Origin of the sequence: Bradyrhizobium sp. LB11.1, assembly GCF_040549385.1 — a bacterium.
GTDB lineage: Bacteria > Pseudomonadota > Alphaproteobacteria > Rhizobiales > Xanthobacteraceae > Bradyrhizobium.
The window spans coordinates 12,017-28,942 of sequence record NZ_JBEPTH010000002.1 but is presented as its reverse complement, the minus strand read 5'-3'; the positions used below and the strand labels follow the sequence as shown (position 1 = coordinate 28,942).

15 protein-coding genes are annotated in these 16,926 nt (G+C 64.0%); 9 read left to right on the top strand and 6 right to left on the bottom strand.

Translation table 11 applies throughout. The annotated features are described in order from the left end of the window. Positions 1 to 16: 16 nt before the first annotated feature. Complete coding sequence (cycA, locus tag ABIA96_RS04015) at positions 17 to 412, bottom strand: cytochrome c-550 CycA (RefSeq protein ID WP_354135744.1); 396 nt, start codon at positions 410 to 412, stop codon at positions 17 to 19. A 268-nt stretch (positions 413 to 680) separates the two neighbouring features. Between cycA and ABIA96_RS04010 the strand changes: the two genes are divergently transcribed. Further along, on the top strand, positions 681 to 2,174 hold the full coding sequence (locus ABIA96_RS04010; protein ID WP_354135743.1) for an FAD-linked oxidase C-terminal domain-containing protein: 1,494 nt from the start codon (positions 681 to 683) through the stop codon (positions 2,172 to 2,174). A 51-nt stretch (positions 2,175 to 2,225) separates the two neighbouring features. Here the strand turns inward: ABIA96_RS04010 and ABIA96_RS04005 are convergent, their stop codons facing one another. Next, the gene (locus ABIA96_RS04005) at positions 2,226 to 2,702 is read right to left on the bottom strand and encodes a putative quinol monooxygenase (RefSeq protein WP_354135742.1); all 477 of its coding nucleotides are present in this window, start codon (positions 2,700 to 2,702) and stop codon (positions 2,226 to 2,228) included. A 180-nt stretch (positions 2,703 to 2,882) separates the two neighbouring features. Between ABIA96_RS04005 and ABIA96_RS04000 the strand changes: the two genes are divergently transcribed. The 5 genes from ABIA96_RS04000 to ABIA96_RS03980 all read left to right on the top strand — a co-directional run bounded on the left by ABIA96_RS04000 (position 2,883) and on the right by ABIA96_RS03980 (position 8,069). Continuing rightward, on the top strand, positions 2,883 to 3,572 hold the full coding sequence (locus ABIA96_RS04000; protein WP_354135741.1) for an ArsR/SmtB family transcription factor: 690 nt from the start codon (positions 2,883 to 2,885) through the stop codon (positions 3,570 to 3,572). 33 nt (positions 3,573 to 3,605) lie between these two features. Next, positions 3,606 to 4,841, top strand: a complete 1,236-nt coding sequence (locus ABIA96_RS03995; protein WP_354135740.1) for an FAD-binding protein — start codon at positions 3,606 to 3,608, stop codon at positions 4,839 to 4,841. Then, positions 4,842 to 6,164: a glycolate oxidase subunit GlcF gene (glcF, locus tag ABIA96_RS03990; RefSeq protein ID WP_354135739.1), complete on the top strand. Its 1,323-nt coding sequence runs from the start codon at positions 4,842 to 4,844 to the stop codon at positions 6,162 to 6,164. A gap of 70 nt (positions 6,165 to 6,234) precedes the next feature. Continuing rightward, complete coding sequence (locus tag ABIA96_RS03985; protein WP_354135738.1) at positions 6,235 to 6,615, top strand: histone; 381 nt, start codon at positions 6,235 to 6,237, stop codon at positions 6,613 to 6,615. A 440-nt stretch (positions 6,616 to 7,055) separates the two neighbouring features. Next, positions 7,056 to 8,069: a TorF family putative porin gene (locus ABIA96_RS03980; RefSeq protein ID WP_354136409.1), complete on the top strand. Its 1,014-nt coding sequence runs from the start codon at positions 7,056 to 7,058 to the stop codon at positions 8,067 to 8,069. Positions 8,070 to 8,336: 267 nt separating this feature from the next. Here the strand turns inward: ABIA96_RS03980 and ABIA96_RS03975 are convergent, their stop codons facing one another. Then, positions 8,337 to 10,094 (bottom strand): ABC transporter ATP-binding protein/permease, encoded by a 1,758-nt coding sequence (locus ABIA96_RS03975; protein WP_354135737.1) that lies wholly within the window; start codon positions 10,092 to 10,094, stop codon positions 8,337 to 8,339. A 313-nt stretch (positions 10,095 to 10,407) separates the two neighbouring features. On the opposite strand from ABIA96_RS03975, the gene ABIA96_RS03970 reads away from it, so the two are divergent. Both ABIA96_RS03970 and ABIA96_RS03965 read left to right on the top strand, forming a co-directional pair. Next, the gene (locus ABIA96_RS03970) at positions 10,408 to 12,072 is read left to right on the top strand and encodes an L-lactate permease (RefSeq protein WP_354135736.1); all 1,665 of its coding nucleotides are present in this window, start codon (positions 10,408 to 10,410) and stop codon (positions 12,070 to 12,072) included. 135 nt (positions 12,073 to 12,207) lie between these two features. Then, on the top strand, positions 12,208 to 12,606 hold the full coding sequence (locus ABIA96_RS03965; RefSeq protein WP_354135735.1) for an META domain-containing protein: 399 nt from the start codon (positions 12,208 to 12,210) through the stop codon (positions 12,604 to 12,606). Between the two features lie 3 nt (positions 12,607 to 12,609). On the opposite strand, the gene ABIA96_RS03960 is transcribed toward ABIA96_RS03965, so the two are convergent. From ABIA96_RS03960 to ABIA96_RS03950, 3 genes are all read right to left on the bottom strand, one after another. Then, positions 12,610 to 13,821 carry a hypothetical protein gene (locus ABIA96_RS03960; RefSeq protein ID WP_354135734.1) on the bottom strand — a complete coding sequence of 404 codons (1,212 nt, stop codon included), beginning with the start codon at positions 13,819 to 13,821 and terminating at the stop codon, positions 12,610 to 12,612. A gap of 143 nt (positions 13,822 to 13,964) precedes the next feature. Further along, on the bottom strand, positions 13,965 to 15,596 hold the full coding sequence (groL, locus tag ABIA96_RS03955; protein ID WP_354135733.1) for a chaperonin GroEL: 1,632 nt from the start codon (positions 15,594 to 15,596) through the stop codon (positions 13,965 to 13,967). A 117-nt stretch (positions 15,597 to 15,713) separates the two neighbouring features. Beyond that, entirely contained in the window at positions 15,714 to 16,010 is a 297-nt protein-coding gene (locus ABIA96_RS03950) for a co-chaperone GroES (RefSeq protein ID WP_354135732.1), read from the bottom strand. A gap of 318 nt (positions 16,011 to 16,328) precedes the next feature. Between ABIA96_RS03950 and ABIA96_RS03945 the strand changes: the two genes are divergently transcribed. Beyond that, on the top strand, positions 16,329 to 16,850 hold the full coding sequence (locus ABIA96_RS03945) for a hypothetical protein (RefSeq protein WP_354135731.1): 522 nt from the start codon (positions 16,329 to 16,331) through the stop codon (positions 16,848 to 16,850). Positions 16,851 to 16,926: the final 76 nt, after the last annotated feature.

Genomic DNA, 16,926 nt, shown 5'->3' with positions numbered 1-16,926 from the left:
ACCGCCGGTCACCCGCTTACTGCTTGATCTTCCCGTCCTTGTCGAACTGCGAGACATAGGTCCAGAGATTGTTGATCTCGGTCTGGTTCTTGATGCCGGCGAACGCCATCTTGGTGCCGGGGATCTTGGCCTTCGGATCCTTGATGTATTCCTTGAACTGCGCCTCGTTCCAGGTGATGCCGGAATTCTTGTTCGCGTCCGAATAATTGTAGTCCGGCGCGCTGCCGGAATGGCGGCCATCCAGGCCGTTGAGCTCGGGGCCGACCTTGTTCTTGGCGCCTTCGCCAATCGCATGGCAGGCCAGACATTTGTTGAACGACGATTTGCCGGCCGCGGCATCCTGCGCCATCGCGCTGGTGGCCGTGGCAGTGACGGTGAGGATCATCAGCGCGCCAAAAGTCAGTTTTTTCATAGGGTGCTCTTCGTCTCTTTCCCGGTGGGGTCTTATTCGGTCGGCGATCGTCGAACCTTGCCGGTTTTGGCACGGCCCGCTCCGCATGGACAAGCCACGAAACCATGACAGGTTTCATGATTTCGGACTTGTCCCAGAGCGAACTCGGCCCGAGATCGTGGCTCCGACTTTCGGACCGCCTACCCAAATCGCGTCGGACGTGATTGATTTGCCGTGATAAATCGGCTGTGCGGCGCGAGCCGGAAGGATATGCCAAGAAGGATCTGATATGGCCATCATGATGCCTGCGAGCGATCAGGCGGTGCTCGCGCGCCGCACGGAGATCGTTGCTGCATTGCGCGCAATCGTGCCTGGCGAGGGCGTGATCGACAGCGCAGCCGAGATGCGGGCTTATGAGTCCGACGGTTTGACCGCCTATCGGCAGCCGCCGATGGTCGTGGTGTTGCCCGACACCACCGAGCAGGTCTCGCTCGTCCTGAGATATTGTGCCGCCCACGGCCTCAGGGTGGTGCCGCGCGGCTCCGGCACGTCGCTGTCCGGCGGCGCGTTGCCGCTGGAGGACGGCGTGCTGCTCGGCCTCAGTAAGTTCAAGCGCATCCGCGAGATCGACTTTGACAACCGCGCCGTCGTCACCGAGCCCGGAGTCACCAATCTCGCGATCAGCCAGGCGGTCGCGCATGCCGGCTTTTATTACGCGCCCGATCCGTCCTCACAGATCGCCTGCTCGATTGGCGGCAATGTCGCGGAAAATTCCGGCGGCGTGCATTGCCTCAAATACGGCATGACCACCAACAACGTGCTCGGTTGCGAGATTGTCCTGATGAGCGGCGAGATCCTGCGCATCGGCGGCAAGTCGGCGGAAAATTCCGGCTACGACCTCATGGGCGTGATCACCGGCTCGGAAGGCCTGCTCGGCGTCATCACCGAGGTCACGGTCCGCATTCTGCAAAAGCCTGAGACGGCGCGCGCCCTGATGGTCGGCTTCGCGCAAGTCGAGGCGGCCGGCGAATGCGTGGCGCGCATCATCGGTGCCGGCATCATTCCCGGCGGCATGGAGATGATGGACAAGCCCGCGATCCACGCCGCCGAGGCCTTCGTCCATGCCGGCTATCCGCTCGATGTCGAGGCGCTGCTCATCATCGAGCTCGACGGTCCCAAGATCGAGGTCGACGAGCTGATCACGCGCGTCGAGAGTATCGCAAATGGCTGCGGCTCGACCACCTGCCAGATCTCGACGTCAGAGGCCGAGCGCAATCTGTTCTGGGCAGGCCGAAAGGCCGCGTTCCCTGCTGTCGGCCGCATCTCGCCGGACTATCTCTGCATGGACGGCACGATTCCCCGTGGCGCGCTGCCGAAGGCGCTGGCGCGGATTCGCGAGCTCTCGGAAAAATACCAGCTCGGCTGCGCCAACGTGTTCCACGCCGGCGACGGCAATCTGCATCCACTGATCCTCTACGATGCCAACAAGCCTGGCGAGATCGAGCGCGCCGAAGCCTTCGGCGCCGACATCCTGCGCGCCTGCGTCGAATTCGGCGGCGTGCTCACCGGCGAGCACGGCGTCGGCATCGAGAAGCGTGATCTCATGCCCGACATGTTCACCGAGATCGATCTCAACCAGCAGCAGCGGCTGAAATGCGCGTTCGACTCGCAAGGGTTGCTCAATCCCGGAAAGGTGTTTCCGACCCTCCACCGCTGCGCCGAGCTCGGGCGCATGCATGTGCATGCGGGTAAAGTGGCGTTCCCGGATATTCCGCGGTTCTAGGATCTCGTGCAGGGAAGAGCTTGCGACGCGAGCGCTTCCCTCCATGGGCTGTTACAGCAGCCCGTACTGCGCGCGCTCCCGTTTCGCCAGCAGCGGCAGTGCTTCGCCGGCGATGTAGGTCTTGAAGTGCGCGCTTTCCTGATGCGCCTTGAAGGCCGCCTCGTCGCGGAACAGTTCGTAGAACAGGAACTGGGCAGGATTGTCCTTAGCCCGCGAGATCAGGAACAGCTTGACGCCGTCCTCGCGCTGCGCCTCCGGCAGGAAGCGGTCGAGTATGGCGGCGATCTTGTCGGCCTCGCCCGGCTTTGCCTCCCATTGTGCGACGACGAGCAGGCCGCCGCCGTCGACGGCCTCGCTGATCGATTTCTGTGTGGCATAATGGTTCATTGTCTTCGCTCCTTGGTCCTGTGCCTGAGATGCCGCCGCCGCCCATGGCGAGAGATAGATCGCCAGGATGGCGATCACCGACCTGCGGCTGAACGCTTCATGTGCACGCGGCGCTTGCCGCGCATGTGCCGATCGCTCCATCTGTATCTCCGTTGCTTCGTCTCGATCGCGATCGCTGCGACCATCTCGCGACGGTGCGTCCGTTGGGTTCGCCGGTGATCGAAGTGTCGATGTCGTGAACATTTCGATCATGATCGAAACGTTGCGGCGATATCCTGTGCGACAAGCAGCATGGGTTTTCGTCACATGCCGGAGCCGGTCATGCCGACCATCGCACGCGAACTCGCTGACCTGGCGGCCCTGATCGCCGATCCTGGCCGTGCCCTGATCCTGTCGCGACTGATGGACGGACGCGCGCAGACCGCGGGCGAGCTGGCGCTGGTCGCCGGTGTCACACCGCAGACGGCGAGTTGGCATCTCGGCAGGCTGGTGCAGCACGCGCTTCTGAAGGTTGAGCGGCGAGGGCCGCGCCGGTTGTACCGGCTGGCCACGCCGCTGGTCGCGCAAATCCTGGAGGGGATGATGACGGTTGCCGTGACCGGTCCGCTAGGCTCGCGGCCGTCGTCACGGATCGATGCCGCGATGCGGCGAGCTCGGACCTGCTACGATCATCTCGCGGGCGAACTCGGTGTCGCCCTCGCTGACGCGCTGCGGGAGCGGGATTATCTGGTTCTCGACCAGGAGGTTGGCGAACTCACTGAAGCGGGGACGGCGTTCCTCGGCAGTCACGGCATAGATCTCCGCACCACGGCGCGGCACCGGCGGGTCTTGTGCCGGCCCTGTCTCGACTGGAGCGAACGTCGGCCGCATCTGGCCGGGCGGGCAGGGGCGGCGCTCGCTGAGCTGGCGTTCCAGCGAGACTGGATCCGCCGTCGACCGCAGGGGCGCTCCGTCGAGATCACCGATGCGGGGCTTGACGCATTCCGCTCCCTGTTCGGTGTCTGTATTTGATTTTGGGATCAAATTTCGCTACCCGCTACAGGCGTGGATACGCTCAGGGTCAGAGACGCCAAAGACGTCGAAGAGGTGGTGCGCGCGGCGATTGCCAATGAGCAGCCGCTCGAGATCATCGGTCATGGCTCCAAGCGCGGCATCGGGCACGCGATGGCGACCAATGCCGTGCTGGACGTCTCCGCGCTGAATGCCGTCACCTCCTACGAGCCCAATGAATTGATCGTCACGCTTCAGGCCGGCGCGCCGCTCGCCGACGTGCTGTCGCTGATCGATGCCAAGAATCAGCAATTCGCCTTCGAGCCGATGAATACCGCGCCGCTGCTCGGCACGCCCGTATCAGGCACCATCGGCGGCATGATCGCGGCCGGTCTCGCCGGCCCGCGCCGGATCAAGGCGGGCGGGGCGCGCGACCATCTCCTGGGGGCACATGCCGTCTCCGGCTTCGGCGATAGCTTCAAAACCGGTGGCAGGGTGGTGAAGAACGTCACCGGCTATGATCTCTGCAAGCTGCTGGCGGGCTCCTGGGGCACGCTGTCGGTGATGACTGAGGTCACGCTGAAGGTGATGCCGAAGCCCGAAGCCGAGCGGACGCTGCTCTTGCGCGGGCTCGACGATGCCGCCGCCAACAAGGCGATGACCGCGGCGCTCGGCTCGCCCTTCGACGTCTCCGGCGCGGCGCATCTGCCGAACTCGGCATTCCGCGCCAAGACCGACGGGCTCGGCGACATTGCGGGCCAGGGCGAGGCGCTGACCGTGCTGCGGCTCGAAGGCATCACCGCCTCCGCCAGCCACCGGGCCGGGTCGTTGCGCGAATTGCTGACGCCGTTTGGAACCGCAACCCTTGTCGAGGATTCCGCGTCCTCCGCGCTGTGGGCCGCGATCCGCGACGTTCTGCCGTTCGTGGCAAGCGGCGCGCTTGGGGCCTGGCCGGTGTGGCGCATCGTCTGCCCGCCCGCCTCGGGCGCCGCTCTCGGGACGCAATTGGCGCACGAGACCGGCGGCGACGTCATCTACGATTGGGGCGGCGGGTTGATCTGGGCGGCGCTGCCGCCGAAGACCGACGCGCATGCTCCGGCCGTGCGCCAGCGCGCCGATGCGTTCGGCGGCCATGCCACGCTGATCCGGGCGGCCGAAGACGTCAGGTGCAGCGTCGACGTGTTCCATCCGCAAGCGTCCGGCATCGCTGCGCTCAGCGAACGGGTCCGCGCCAGTTTCGATCCGAAGTCCATTTTGAACCGGGGACGGCTGACGCGGGGCGCTTGCTGAATGAAGACCGAATTCTCACTCGCGCAGCTTGCCGACCCCGACATTGCGGAGGCCGACAAGATCCTGCGCGCCTGCGTCCATTGTGGTTTCTGCACCGCCACCTGCCCGACCTATGTCCTGCTCGGTGACGAACTCGATAGCCCGCGCGGACGCATCTACCTGATCAAGGAGATGCTGGAGAAGGACCAGGCGCCGACGGCGGAGGTGGTCAAACATGTCGATCGCTGCCTGTCGTGCCTGTCCTGCATGACGACCTGTCCCTCCGGCGTGAATTACATGCACCTCGTCGACCAGGCCCGGGTCAGGATCGAGCAGCGTTATCGGCGGCCGCTCGCCGAGCGGCTGTTGCGCCAGGTGCTGGCCTTCGTCCTGCCCGACCCGCAGCGTTTTCGCATCAGCATGCGGCTGGCGCAGCTGGCCCGGCCCTTCGCTGTGTTTCTGCCGACCCCGCGGCCGTCGGCGACGCCCGGCCTGATCCAGCGCCTCAAGGCGATGCTGGCACTGGCCCCGGGGCGGCTGCCGGCGCCCGGTGCCCTTCCGGGCAGCGTGTTCGCAGCGCTCGGCAAGAAGCGCGGCCGGGTCGCGCTGCTCCAGGGCTGCGCCCAGCAGGTGCTGGCGCCGCGCATCAACCAGGCCGCCGTCAGCCTGCTGACCCGCCACGGCATCGAGGTCGTCCTGGTCAGGGACGAGCAATGCTGCGGCGCGCTCACCCATCACCTCGGTCACGACGATGACGCGCTGGCGCGCGCTCGCGCCAACGTCACGGCGTGGCGTACGGAGGCGGCCGGCGAGGGGCTCGACGCCATCCTGGTGACCGCGTCCGGCTGCGGCACGGTGATCAAGGACTACGGCTATCTGCTACGCGAGGACCGCGCGTTCGCAGCCGATGCGGCGAAGGTGTCCGCGCTTGCGAAGGACATCACCGAATACGTCGCGGGTCTCGGACTCGAACCGACGGCGCGACAGGACAACATTGTCGTCGCCTATCACTCTGCGTGTTCGTTGCAGCACGGGCAGAAAATCACGGGCCTTCCGAAAGAATTGCTTTCCAAGAATGGATTCGTGGTGAAAGATGTGCCCGAGAGCCATTTGTGTTGCGGTTCGGCGGGGACCTACAACATTCTCCAGCCCGAGCTTGCGGGCCGGTTGCGCGATCGCAAGGTCGCCAACATCGCGAGCGTCAAGCCGGACATGATTGCCGCAGGCAATATCGGCTGCATGGTGCAGATTGCCAGTGGCACGTCAGTTCCGGTCGTACACACGATTGAGCTTCTCGATTGGGCTACGGGCGGGTCGCGGCCGGCATTGAATGCGTCGCGCTGAGCTTTCGTCCGGAGGTGACGGCGGAAGGGCGCCCGACCGACCATTGTTCGGCGGCAACAGGAGGACCACGATGGCGAAAGCGAGCAAGAAGAAAAGCAAGAAGAAGGCCAAAAAGGCCAAGAAGGTTGTAGCGGCGAAGAAGGCGACGAAGAAGACGAAGAAGAAGGCGACCAAGAAGTCCGCGAAGAAATCGGCCAAGAAATCGGCCAGGAAAGCTGCTCCGAGAAAGGCCGCCAAGAAGACGGCCAAGAAGGCTGCGGCCAAGAAGGCCGTGAAGAAGGCAGCACCGAAGAAGGTCGCCAAGACAGCAGCACCGAAGAAGGCGAAGGCAGCTCCCGCGCCGAAGTCGGCAGCTCCAGTGGCAGCGCTGGCACCAGAGCCTGCCGTCGAGACGAGCTGGGCGATGCCTTCGTCTTCTGCGGAACCGACGCCGGCCGAAGGGCAGGGTTAGGTCTCCAAGGTTAGGTCTTAAGGGCAGGCTCCAAGCCTGGGCCGAAGGCTGGGGTCATCCCCCGACCATGATCGCCAACAAAAAGGCCGCAGCGGTGACGCTGCGGCCTTTTTGCATCGCCGCCACGGCTGCCGGAGGCTGCTCTTTTTTGACTCAGTTGATTCGTAGCACGCGCGCCACAGGGTGGCGGACCACGTAGTATCCCGGACGGCTCTGTGCGCTTTGGCGTGAAAATAATGTGATCGAGAAGCAACACCGACTGACAACCTTTCGTAGAATCGTCAGAACGCCCAAAAAGGCGGCAAATGCTCGCGATTTTTGCTTCTCGGTTAAGTCCCTCCCATTCAGATTGCGGTTGTTACGAAATTTGCAATCAGGTCGGGTTGCACCGGGGGCTTCCGGAATTCGACCGGTGTTTAGAACGGGTGATGGGGATCGAAATGAAAAAAGTGACTTTGTTGGCAACGGCGCTGGCAATGGTGACGGGTTCGGCTTTCGCGGCGGACATGCCCATGAAGGCTCTGAAAGCTCCTCCGGCGCCCGCGTTTGATCCTTGGGATATCGCCTTCGGCGGCGCGATCATGAGCGATTACATCTTCCGCGGCGTGACCCAGTCGAACCACAAGCCGTCGGTCGCCGCTTATTTCGAGCCCCGCTACAATATCAACAAGGACTTCCAGCTGTACGCCGGCGTGTCCGCGGAGAGCATCTCCTTCGCCAACCGCGCTGCGGCTGAAGTCGACGTCTACGGCGGTATCCGCCCGACCTTCGGCGCCTTCGCCTTCGATATCGGCGTCTGGGGTTATCTGTATCCGGGTGGCACCTGCTTCAACGGCGCGGCCACCGACACCGCTGGCAACCCGCTTAGCGCTGAATGCGCCGCTAACTTCCTGCCGAACGGCAACGTCATGAAGCGAGATGTCAGCTTCTTCGAAGTTTACGGCAAGGTGACTTACACCATCAACGACAATTGGTCGGTTGGTGTGAACGAGTACTACTCGCCGAACTTCCTGAATACAGGTGCCTGGGGCAACTATTCCTCGATCACCGCCAAGTACGTCGCGCCGAGCACCATCTTCGGTTCGAGCGGCGTCGGCATGTACGTGTCGGGTGAGTTTGGTCGCCAGTGGCTCGGTACGAGCGACTCGTTCTATGGCACGGGCTTCACGAACCCCGGATTCGCCGGCCCGTTCCCGAACGGCATCAAATATGCCGACTACAACACTTGGAACATCGGCATCGGCTTCACCTACAAGGTGTTCACGCTGGACCTGCGTTACTCCGACAGCGACCTGAACAAGGGTAATTGCAGCGCCTTCACCAGCGACTACACCGCCGGCGGAACGACCAACGTCACCGCGATCAATCCCGGCGGTACCGGCTCCAACTGGTGCGGTGCGGCGGGTATCGCCAAGCTGTCCTTCGACCTGACGGCGATGACCAACCTGAAATAAGTTTCTTCCCGAGACGACTAACGGGGCGGCAGAGCGATCTGCCGCCCTTTTGCTTTGGGCAAGTGCTGAGTTTCTCCGCCGGGACCTGGTGCGAGATGGCAAGCGGGACTTCGACGCAAGGTGCGAGTGGGAGAACGGCGCCAGCGCTTCAAACTCCGTCATTGCGAGCGCAGCGAGGCAATCCAGGCTGTCACCGCGGAAAGACTCTGGATTGCTTCGCTCCGCTCGCAATGACGAGGTCGGAATGAGGGGCGCCGCCCTCACGCCTCAGCGCGCCGCGCTTGGTTCCGCCTCGGCACGCTCGTCGCCCAGCACATGGATCGCGCCGTCCTTCATCATCGCCACCTTGCGGGTGTGGAAGGCGTCGAGCGTCGAGCGATGGCCGATCGAGACGATGGTGGCCTGTGGCAGCTTCTCCGCCAGCAGCCGGTAGAGCCGCGCCTCGGACGGCTCGTCGAGCGAGGCGGTGGCCTCGTCCAGGAAAAGATAGTCCGGCCCATGCAGCAGCGCGCGGGCGAGCCCGAGGCGCTGCTGCTCGCCGAGCGACAGGATCCGGTTCCAGTGGCCGTCCTCGTTAAGCCTGTCGGCGAGGTCGGGCAGGCCGACGGCGATCACCGCGTCACGGATTTGGCTTGCCTGGAATGCGCCGGGTGCTGCGGGATAGATCACGGCGTCACTGAGCGTACCGACCGGGAAATAGGGGCGTTGCGGCAGCATCATCAGCTTCGCCTGCGCGGGGATGGCGATGGTGCCGGTGCCGAACGGCCAGATGCCGGCGATGGCCCGGAACAGCGTCGACTTGCCGGAGCCCGATGGGCCGGTCACGAGCACGCGCTCCGGCGCCTGGATGGCGAAGCCGTCGGCTGCGACCAGCGGCGTGCCGTTGGGGAGATACACGCAGAGCTTATCGAGGCCGATATTGCGGCTGCCGCCTGCCGTCTTGAGTTCGATCGTCGCCTCATGCGTCGGCAGGTTTGCCGCTGTCGCGACCGACATCTCGAAGCCGTCGAGACGTGCGACGATCGCGCGCCATTCCGCGATCGTTCGATAGGCCGTGACGAAGAAGGACAGCGCATCCTGCACCTGGCCAAAGGCCGAACCGGTCTGCATCATGTCGCCGAGCTGGATGCTCTTGGCGAAGTAGGCGGGCGCGACCACCACATAGGGAAAGATCGTCGCAGCCTGACCGTAGCTCGCCGTGAAAGCGGTGAGCCGCTTGGTCCGGCTCATGATCGCATACCAGTTGCCGATGACGTAGCCGAAGCGCTGAAGGAGATGACCTCGCTCCGCGTTCTCTCCTTTCAAAAGCGCGATCTGCTCGGAATTTTCACGCACGCGGATCAGGTTGAAGCGGAAATCGGCCTCGTAGCGCTGCTTCTCGAAATAAAGATTGATCAGCGGCGCGCCGATCCAGTGCGTCAGTGCCGTACCCAGGAGCGCGTAGGCCAGCGCGCACCAGACCAGGAACCCCGGGATGACGATATCGGTGCCGTAGATGTGCAGGGGCGCCTTGTTGGACAAACCCCAGAGGATGACGATGAACGACGCCAGCGTCACGATGGACGACAGCAGGCCGAGACCGAGGACGAGCGTTTGCTCGACGAAGTTGGTGACGTCCTCGGTAAGACGCTGGTCCGGGTTGTCGGCGGCGTCGCCTTTCAGCTGCATGCGGTAATGCGTGGCGCCGTCGAGCCATTCGCCGAGATAGTGTTGCGTCATCCATCGCCGCCAGCGGATCTGCAGCCACTGGTTCAGGTAAAGCTTGTAAACGGCCACCGCGACGTAGGTGAAGGCAAGGCCGAGGAAGATCCAGACCTGTGTGACGAACTCATTCAGGTCGTAGGCCTGGAGTGCGCTGTAGAACCGGTTCTGCCACTGATTGAGCAGCACATTGATCGCGACGAGCGCCAGCTCCATTGCGACGACGACGCCGAGCAGGCCGCGGCCGGCCCATTTGTCCTCCGATCGGAAATACGGGCCGGCGATTCGCCAGACGGTCGCGAGCGTGGCGCTGATGTTCTTCACAGAGGGGGATCTCCTGACGGATATTCACAGTGGCCCCCGAAAGCCAAGCGTCTGAGGCCATGGCAGAAAATGGGTGCGCTTAGACTAAAGTCGCAAGTCTGCAATTTGCGTTGGCTAGCCGCGGTTTGCAACTCTAGCATGGGCACAACGGCGTGGGGTGGGGGCCTCCAGATTTTCGCGAGCTTGTGAGCAGGCGGGAACCGCGGCTTTCGAGGAATTCGCGTCCAACTCGGGGGTTATCGCTTCCAACGTCAAGCAGGTTCGCCGTCCACGCTGGCCGGCCTGCCACATAGGCGCGTGGGGGAGGAAGACCATGTGGAATCAAATCTATGATCCGCTGCACAGTCCTGTGCTGTCGACGATTGCGGCGGCGATACCCGTCGTCACGCTGCTGGTCCTGATCGCAAGCGGGCGCGTTAAGGCCCACATTGCCGCCATCATCGCCGTGATCGTGACCAACCTGATCACGATCTTCGTTTTCACCATGCCCGTGAACATGTCGATCCGCGCCTCGATCCTCGGCATCGTGACCGGCTTCTTCCCGATCGGCTGGATCGTTCTCAACGTCATCTTCCTCTACCAGGTGACGGTGGCGACCGGGCGGTTCGAATTGTTGAAGCGCGCGGTCGGCGGCGTCACCGAGGATCGGCGGTTGCAATTGCTGCTGATCGCATTTTCGTTCGGCGCCTTCTTTGAGGGCGCTTCGGGCTTCGGCACTCCGGTTGCGATCACCGGCGCCGTGCTGATCGGTCTCGGCTTCTCGCCGCTTGCGGCCTCGGGCCTGTCGCTGATCGCCAACACCGCGCCGGTCGCCTTCGGCGCTCTGGGCACGCCGATCCAGGGCCTCGCCTCGGTCACCGGGCTTGATCCCTACATCCTAGGCGCGATGGTTGGACGGCAATTGCCGCTGTTCTCGCTGATCGTGCCGTTCTGGGTGGTGTGGGCCTTCGCGGGCTGGAAGGGCATGAAGGACGTCTGGCCGGCGATCCTCGTCACCGGCGTGACGTTCGCGGTCCCGCAATTCGTGATCTCGAACTTCGTCAATCCATGGATCGTCGACATCGGTGCGTCGCTGATCTCGATGGGCGCGCTGATCCTGTTCCTGAAGGTCTGGCAGCCGAAGCAACTCTGGCTGTCGCCGGCGCTGCGCGGGCATGATGAATCGGCGGCGACAATGACCACCGCGAAGCCGCTCGACAAGACGCCGCTGACGCAGAGCGAGCTGTTCAGCGCGTTGCTGCCGTGGATCATCGTCTGCGTCGTGATGCTGATCTGGGGCAACGGTGCCTTCAAGACCTGGGCGAACGGGATCTTCACCTGGAACTACGCCGTTCCCGAACTGCACCAGATGATCAACAAGATGCCGCCGGTTGCGCCAGGGCCGACCAAGGAGGCGGCGGTGTTCGGCTTCACCTATCTGTCCTTCACCGGCTCCGGCATGCTGATCGCGGCGATCATCTCCGGCTTCCTGATGGGCGTCGGACCCGTCAGGCTGCTGATTGAATATGGCCGCACCATCCGGATCTGCGCGATCTCGCTGATCACGATCTCGGCGATGCTCGCGATCGGAACGCTGACGCGCCTCTCCGGCGTCGACGCGACGCTCGGTCTCGCCTTTGCCGCAACCGGCGTGCTCTATCCCTTCTTCGGCACGCTGCTCGGCTGGTTGGGCGTGGCGCTGACCGGATCGGATACGTCGTCGAACATCCTGTTCGGCAATCTCCAGAAGATCACGTCCCAGCAGCTCGGCCTGTCGCCGATCCTGATGGCGGCGGCGAACTCGTCCGGCGGCGTGATGGGCAAGATGATCGATGCGCAATCGATCGTCGTCGCGTCCACCGCGACCAATTGGTACGGCCACGAAGGCACGATCCTGCGCTTCGTGTTCTGGCACTCGATCGTGCTGGCCTGCCTCGTCGGTGTTTTCGTGACGTTGCAGGCCTATATCTGGCCCTTCACGGCGATGGTCCTGAAGTAGCAGGCGACGTCCGGCTTCGACGTAAATCCCCGCGGGGGCGTCCCGCGGGGATTTTTGTGTGTTGAATCGACGAACCTTCTCAAAGGCTTCGCCGTCTTATAGAAGACCGGCAGATTGGGTCGGTCGAGAGGTCTCATGGTGTCGTTGAAGCAGATGGTGTGTGCGGCGGTCGCGGTGTTGTCGATGTCGGTTACCGCACATGCAGAGGACGGCTTTCCCTTCGGCACCGAGATGACGCTGGAGGCCGTGCCGCAGCCCGGCTCGAAACGAATTCCGAACCTCGAGATCGGTGACAATGGCGAGGTCGTGCTCGAACTCTGGTGCAAGGGCGGCAAAGGCCAGTTCTCAGTGGCCGGCAACACCGTGATCTTCGTTCCCGGCCCAATTCAGGATCGGTCCTGTCCGCCGGCCAGGGCCCAGGCCGATGACGATCTCGTCGCGGCGCTCGCCGCCGTCGAGACCTGGAAGCGCCAGGGCGACGTGCTCACGCTGATCGGCCCGAAGACGATGCGCTTCCGCGCCAACGGGAATTGACCGTTATTTCCACACCGATTTGTCGGCGTCCCAGCGCTGGCCTTTCAACTCCTTGGCCAGCGCCTCGATCGAGCCATTGTCGTCGGGCTGGTCGCCTTCCTCGTCGGCCGTCGCCTCATCCGACACGTTGAGCTTTGCGCCGGTGCTCTCGTCGGCGGTCGTGGTCGACGGGTTGCCGATCCAGACCATCAGTCTGTCGGTCGTCCCCGGCTTGTCGGCGGAGACGAGACCCGAGACCTCGATCGTGTCGGTGAGGTCGAGCGCCGGGAAATCCTGGTTCGGCCGCTTGAAGACGAGCTTGAGCTTGCCGTTGGCGGCGTTGAAGCTCTGCGAGGCGGGCTTGGCCGCGAGCGTCTTGCTCAGCACGCCGGAAATTGCGGTGGCGAGCTTGTCGCGGTTGATCTTGTCGCCGTCGCGCCAGTCGGCGGCGGGGATGCGGAGGGTGCGGTCCATCTCGGCCAACCCCACCGTCCAGCCGGCGGCGGTGACGCCCGGCATCGCCTTGAATTTCGCGAGCAGTGCGGCCGAGCGCTCCGGATCGACCGACATGTTGATGGTTTGCTCGCCGGCGCGCAGCGCATCGCAGCCGACGGTCAGGCTTGCCAGCGTCACCTCGACGTCCTGGCCCTTGAGGCTCTTCAGGAAATCGGTCGCGTTATCCAGCTTGACCTTGACCGCGATCGCCTCCGGTGAGACTTCGGTAAAATCCTTCGGCTGCGGCGTGATGCCGTCGTCGGTGGTCTGGTTGTCCAGAAATTCCTTCTCGCTGAGGTCGGCATTGTCCGGCGAGGTCACTTCGGTGACGGCCTGGCCGATGCCGATCTGGCCGCGGAACTCGAAAGTGTCGCCGGTCGGTTTGCGCGTGAGCTTCACCGTGACCGGCGCCTTCGCACTGATGCTCTGCGTCGTGCCGGTCAGCGTCTGGCCGGCGATCTGGAGATTGACGACGAAACGGTCCTTGCGGTCCGAGTTCTTGGCGACGGGGTAGCATACATCGAGCACGGCCGCGGTGACCGTCTTGCCCTGCCGTGTCTCCTTCAGGATCACGTCGGCATTGCCCTCCATCAGCCCGTCGATCGAGGTGAAATAGCGCGTCTCCATGCCGCCGGGTGCCGTGGCCCTCGGGGACAGCTTCATCTGGGCCGAGGCGACCTCGGGAGAGGCGGAGAGCAAGGTCACCAAGAGGGCGGTCGAACAAACCAGAAGCGCGCGCATCGACGAGATCCTCAGGAAAATTGAATCGGCGCCACCGTAGTGGGTTTTGGCCTCCGGTTGAATCGGAAAGCGGACGGGCAGGGTCGGCAAAAAAGAAGGCCGCCCGGAGGCGGCCTTCGCGACACTGTCCGGTGAGGATGGGCTTAGAAGCCGCCCATGCCGCCGCCGGCCGGCATGGCGGGCGGAGCGTCCTTCTTCGGCGCTTCGGCGACCATCGCCTCGGTGGTGACCAGCAGGCCGGCCACGGACGAGGCGTCCTGGAGCGCGGTGCGCACCACCTTGGCGGGATCGATGATGCCCTTCTCGACCATATCGACATAGTCCTCGTTCTGGGCGTCGAAGCCGAAGGTCTCGGACTTGTTCTCGAGGATCTTGCCGACCACGATCGAGCCTTCCACGCCGGCATTCTCCGCGATCTGGCGGATCGGAGCTTCCAGCGCCTTCAGCACGATGTTGATGCCGGCCTGCACGTCGGCATTGGCGTTGGTGAGACGGCCGACCGCCTTCTTGGCGCGGAGCAGCGCGACGCCGCCGCCGGGGACGATGCCTTCCTGCACCGCGGCGCGGGTGGCGTTGAGCGCGTCCTCGACGCGGTCCTTCTTCTCCTTGACCTCGATCTCGGTCGCGCCGCCGACGCGGATCACCGCGACCCCGCCGGCGAGCTTGGCCAGACGCTCCTGGAGCTTCTCACGGTCGTAGTCCGAGGTGGTCTCCTCGATCTGGGCCTTGATCTGGCCGACGCGGGCTTCGATCTCCGGCTTCTTGCCGGCGCCCTTGACGATCGTGGTGTTCTCCTTGTCGATCACCACCTTGCTCGCGCGTCCCAGCATCTTCACCGTGACGTTCTCGAGCTTCATGCCGAGGTCTTCGGAGATCAGCTGGCCACCGGTCAGGATCGCGAGGTCCTCCAGCATGGCCTTGCGGCGATCGCCGAAGCCTGGCGCCTTGACGGCGGCGACCTTGAGGCCGCCGCGCAGGCGGTTGACGACCAGGGTCGCCAGCGCCTCGCCCTCGACGTCCTCGGCGATGATGACGAGCGGCTTGCCCGACTGCACCACGGCTTCCAGCACCGGCAGCATGGCCTGCAGGCCGGACAGCTTCTTCTCGTGCAGGAGGATGTAGGCGTCCTCGAGCTCGGCGGTCATCTTATCGGGGTTGGTGACGAAGTAGGGGCTGAGATAGCCGCGGTCGAACTTCATGCCCTCGACGATCTCGACCTCGGTCTCCATCGACTTGTTTTCCTCGACGGTAATGACACCCTCGTTGCCGACCTTCTGCATCGCCTGGGCGATCATCTTGCCGATGGCGGCGTCGCCATTGGACGAGATGGTGCCGACCTGGGCGACCTCGGAGGAGGCGGCGACCGGCTTGGCGCGCTTTTCGATGTCCTTGGTCACCGCTGCAACCGCGGTGTCGATGCCGCGCTTGAGGTCCATCGGGTTCATGCCGGCGGCAACCGCCTTGGCGCCTTCGCGCACGATGGCCTGGGCCAGCACGGTCGCGGTGGTGGTGCCGTCGCCGGCGAGGTCGTTGGTCTTGGAGGCGACCTCACGCAGCATCTGGGCGCCCATGTTCTCGAACTTGTCGTCGAGCTCGATCTCCTTGGCGACGGTGACGCCGTCCTTGGTGATGCGGGGTGCGCCGAACGACTTCTCGATGAGGACGTTGCGGCCCTTCGGGCCGAGGGTCACCTTGACGGCGTTGGCGAGAATGTCGACGCCGCGCAGCATGCGATCGCGCGCGTCTCCGGAAAACTTGACGTCCTTGGCAGCCATGGTCTGCAATCCCTGTTATGTCGTGATGTGTCGTGTCTGGTGATGTCCAGCGGAATGATGGATGCCCGGACCTGATGATCCGGGCATGGTATTCAGTGGCCGTTCAGGCGTCCGGCCTTAGGCGATGACGCCCATGATGTCCGACTCCTTCATGATTAGGAGGTCTTCGTTGTCGATCTTGACCTCGGTACCCGACCATTTGCCGAACAGCACGACGTCGCCGACCTTGAGGTCGATCGGGGTCAGCTTGCCGGCCTCGTCGCGGCCGCCGGGGCCGACGGCGACAACCTCGCCCTGGGACGGCTTTTCCTTGGCGCTGTCCGGAATGATAATGCCGCCCTTGGACTTTTCCTCGGCGTCGATACGTTTGACCACGACACGGTCATGCAGCGGACGAAATTTGGACTTAGCCATGACGTTTCCCTTTGGAGGCTCGCTGTTCCGAAAGCAGCGGAGGTGGGGTGGGGACGGCGCTGCGTCCACCCTCTTCCCGAGGATCGAACGGCGCCCTTAGCAATCGGTCTTTTCGAGTGCTAATAGTGCGCAGGGGATATGGCTTGGCTGCGATCCTGTCAAGCAAAGGTGGTTAAGCGATTGGTGAGGCGGATATAGCATGGTGGCACTAGAAACTCGTTCGGAGCGCCGGCGTATATTAAGACGTCATTGCTCCGGCAGCGGTTTTGCGCTTGGCTGCTTGAGGGGTGCGGCCGTGGTCTTGCTCGGGGGAATGTTATGATCAGTTCAGCTCACGCACGCACGGTTGCCAATCTGGCAGCGGCCACTTGCCTGGCGCTGCTGCTCGGTGCCTGCGGTGGCGGCATGAGCCTGCCGTCCTTCTCTTCGTCCCAGCCGGCGCCCGAGGCCGAGCCCGGCACGGCGCCCGAAATGCCGGCGTCGATCCGCGCCGACGAGATCGTCGGCCGCTGGGGCCTCGCCTCGTTCCAGAACCCGGCCGACCGCGCCCGCACCGAGGCGGCTGCGCGGGCCCAGTGCAAGAATCCCTATGTGATCGGCGCCGGAACGTCCGGCGGCGTGGTCATGCATCTCGCCGACCAGGCGACGCCGCAGGAACTGCGGCTGAAGGGCTCGCCGGGCGGCAAGAATTATATCGGCCCCTCCGGCCCGACGCCGGGCGAGCAGGACCGCGAGATCGTCTCCTTCGACGGCCGCGTCATGATCACCCGCTTCGTCGACAAGGACGCCGCCACCCGCTACGGCAACATGGTCTACGTCCGTTGCGCGCCGAGGGCGTGAGGCAGGCCCGGACCTAACCATTCGTCATTGCTTCGCTTCGCGCGCAATGACGACAAACAAAAGAACGCCGGCTCTC

What these genes read in the sequence shown, in the direction of transcription:
- cycA (WP_354135744.1), bottom strand. Translation starts at nt 412, where the DNA reads ATGAAAAAACTGACTTTTGGCGCGCTGATGATCCTCACCGTCACTGCC.
- ABIA96_RS04010 (WP_354135743.1), top strand. Translation starts at nt 681, where the DNA reads ATGGCCATCATGATGCCTGCGAGCGATCAGGCGGTGCTCGCGCGCCGC.
- ABIA96_RS04005 (WP_354135742.1), bottom strand. Translation starts at nt 2,702, where the DNA reads ATGGAGCGATCGGCACATGCGCGGCAAGCGCCGCGTGCACATGAAGCG.
- ABIA96_RS04000 (WP_354135741.1), top strand. Translation starts at nt 2,883, where the DNA reads ATGCCGACCATCGCACGCGAACTCGCTGACCTGGCGGCCCTGATCGCC.
- glcF (WP_354135739.1), top strand. Translation starts at nt 4,842, where the DNA reads ATGAAGACCGAATTCTCACTCGCGCAGCTTGCCGACCCCGACATTGCG.
- ABIA96_RS03985 (WP_354135738.1), top strand. Translation starts at nt 6,235, where the DNA reads ATGGCGAAAGCGAGCAAGAAGAAAAGCAAGAAGAAGGCCAAAAAGGCC.
- ABIA96_RS03980 (WP_354136409.1), top strand. Translation starts at nt 7,056, where the DNA reads ATGAAAAAAGTGACTTTGTTGGCAACGGCGCTGGCAATGGTGACGGGT.
- ABIA96_RS03970 (WP_354135736.1), top strand. Translation starts at nt 10,408, where the DNA reads ATGTGGAATCAAATCTATGATCCGCTGCACAGTCCTGTGCTGTCGACG.
- ABIA96_RS03965 (WP_354135735.1), top strand. Translation starts at nt 12,208, where the DNA reads ATGGTGTCGTTGAAGCAGATGGTGTGTGCGGCGGTCGCGGTGTTGTCG.
- ABIA96_RS03960 (WP_354135734.1), bottom strand. Translation starts at nt 13,821, where the DNA reads ATGCGCGCGCTTCTGGTTTGTTCGACCGCCCTCTTGGTGACCTTGCTC.
- groL (WP_354135733.1), bottom strand. Translation starts at nt 15,596, where the DNA reads ATGGCTGCCAAGGACGTCAAGTTTTCCGGAGACGCGCGCGATCGCATG.
- ABIA96_RS03950 (WP_354135732.1), bottom strand. Translation starts at nt 16,010, where the DNA reads ATGGCTAAGTCCAAATTTCGTCCGCTGCATGACCGTGTCGTGGTCAAA.
- ABIA96_RS03945 (WP_354135731.1), top strand. Translation starts at nt 16,329, where the DNA reads ATGATCAGTTCAGCTCACGCACGCACGGTTGCCAATCTGGCAGCGGCC.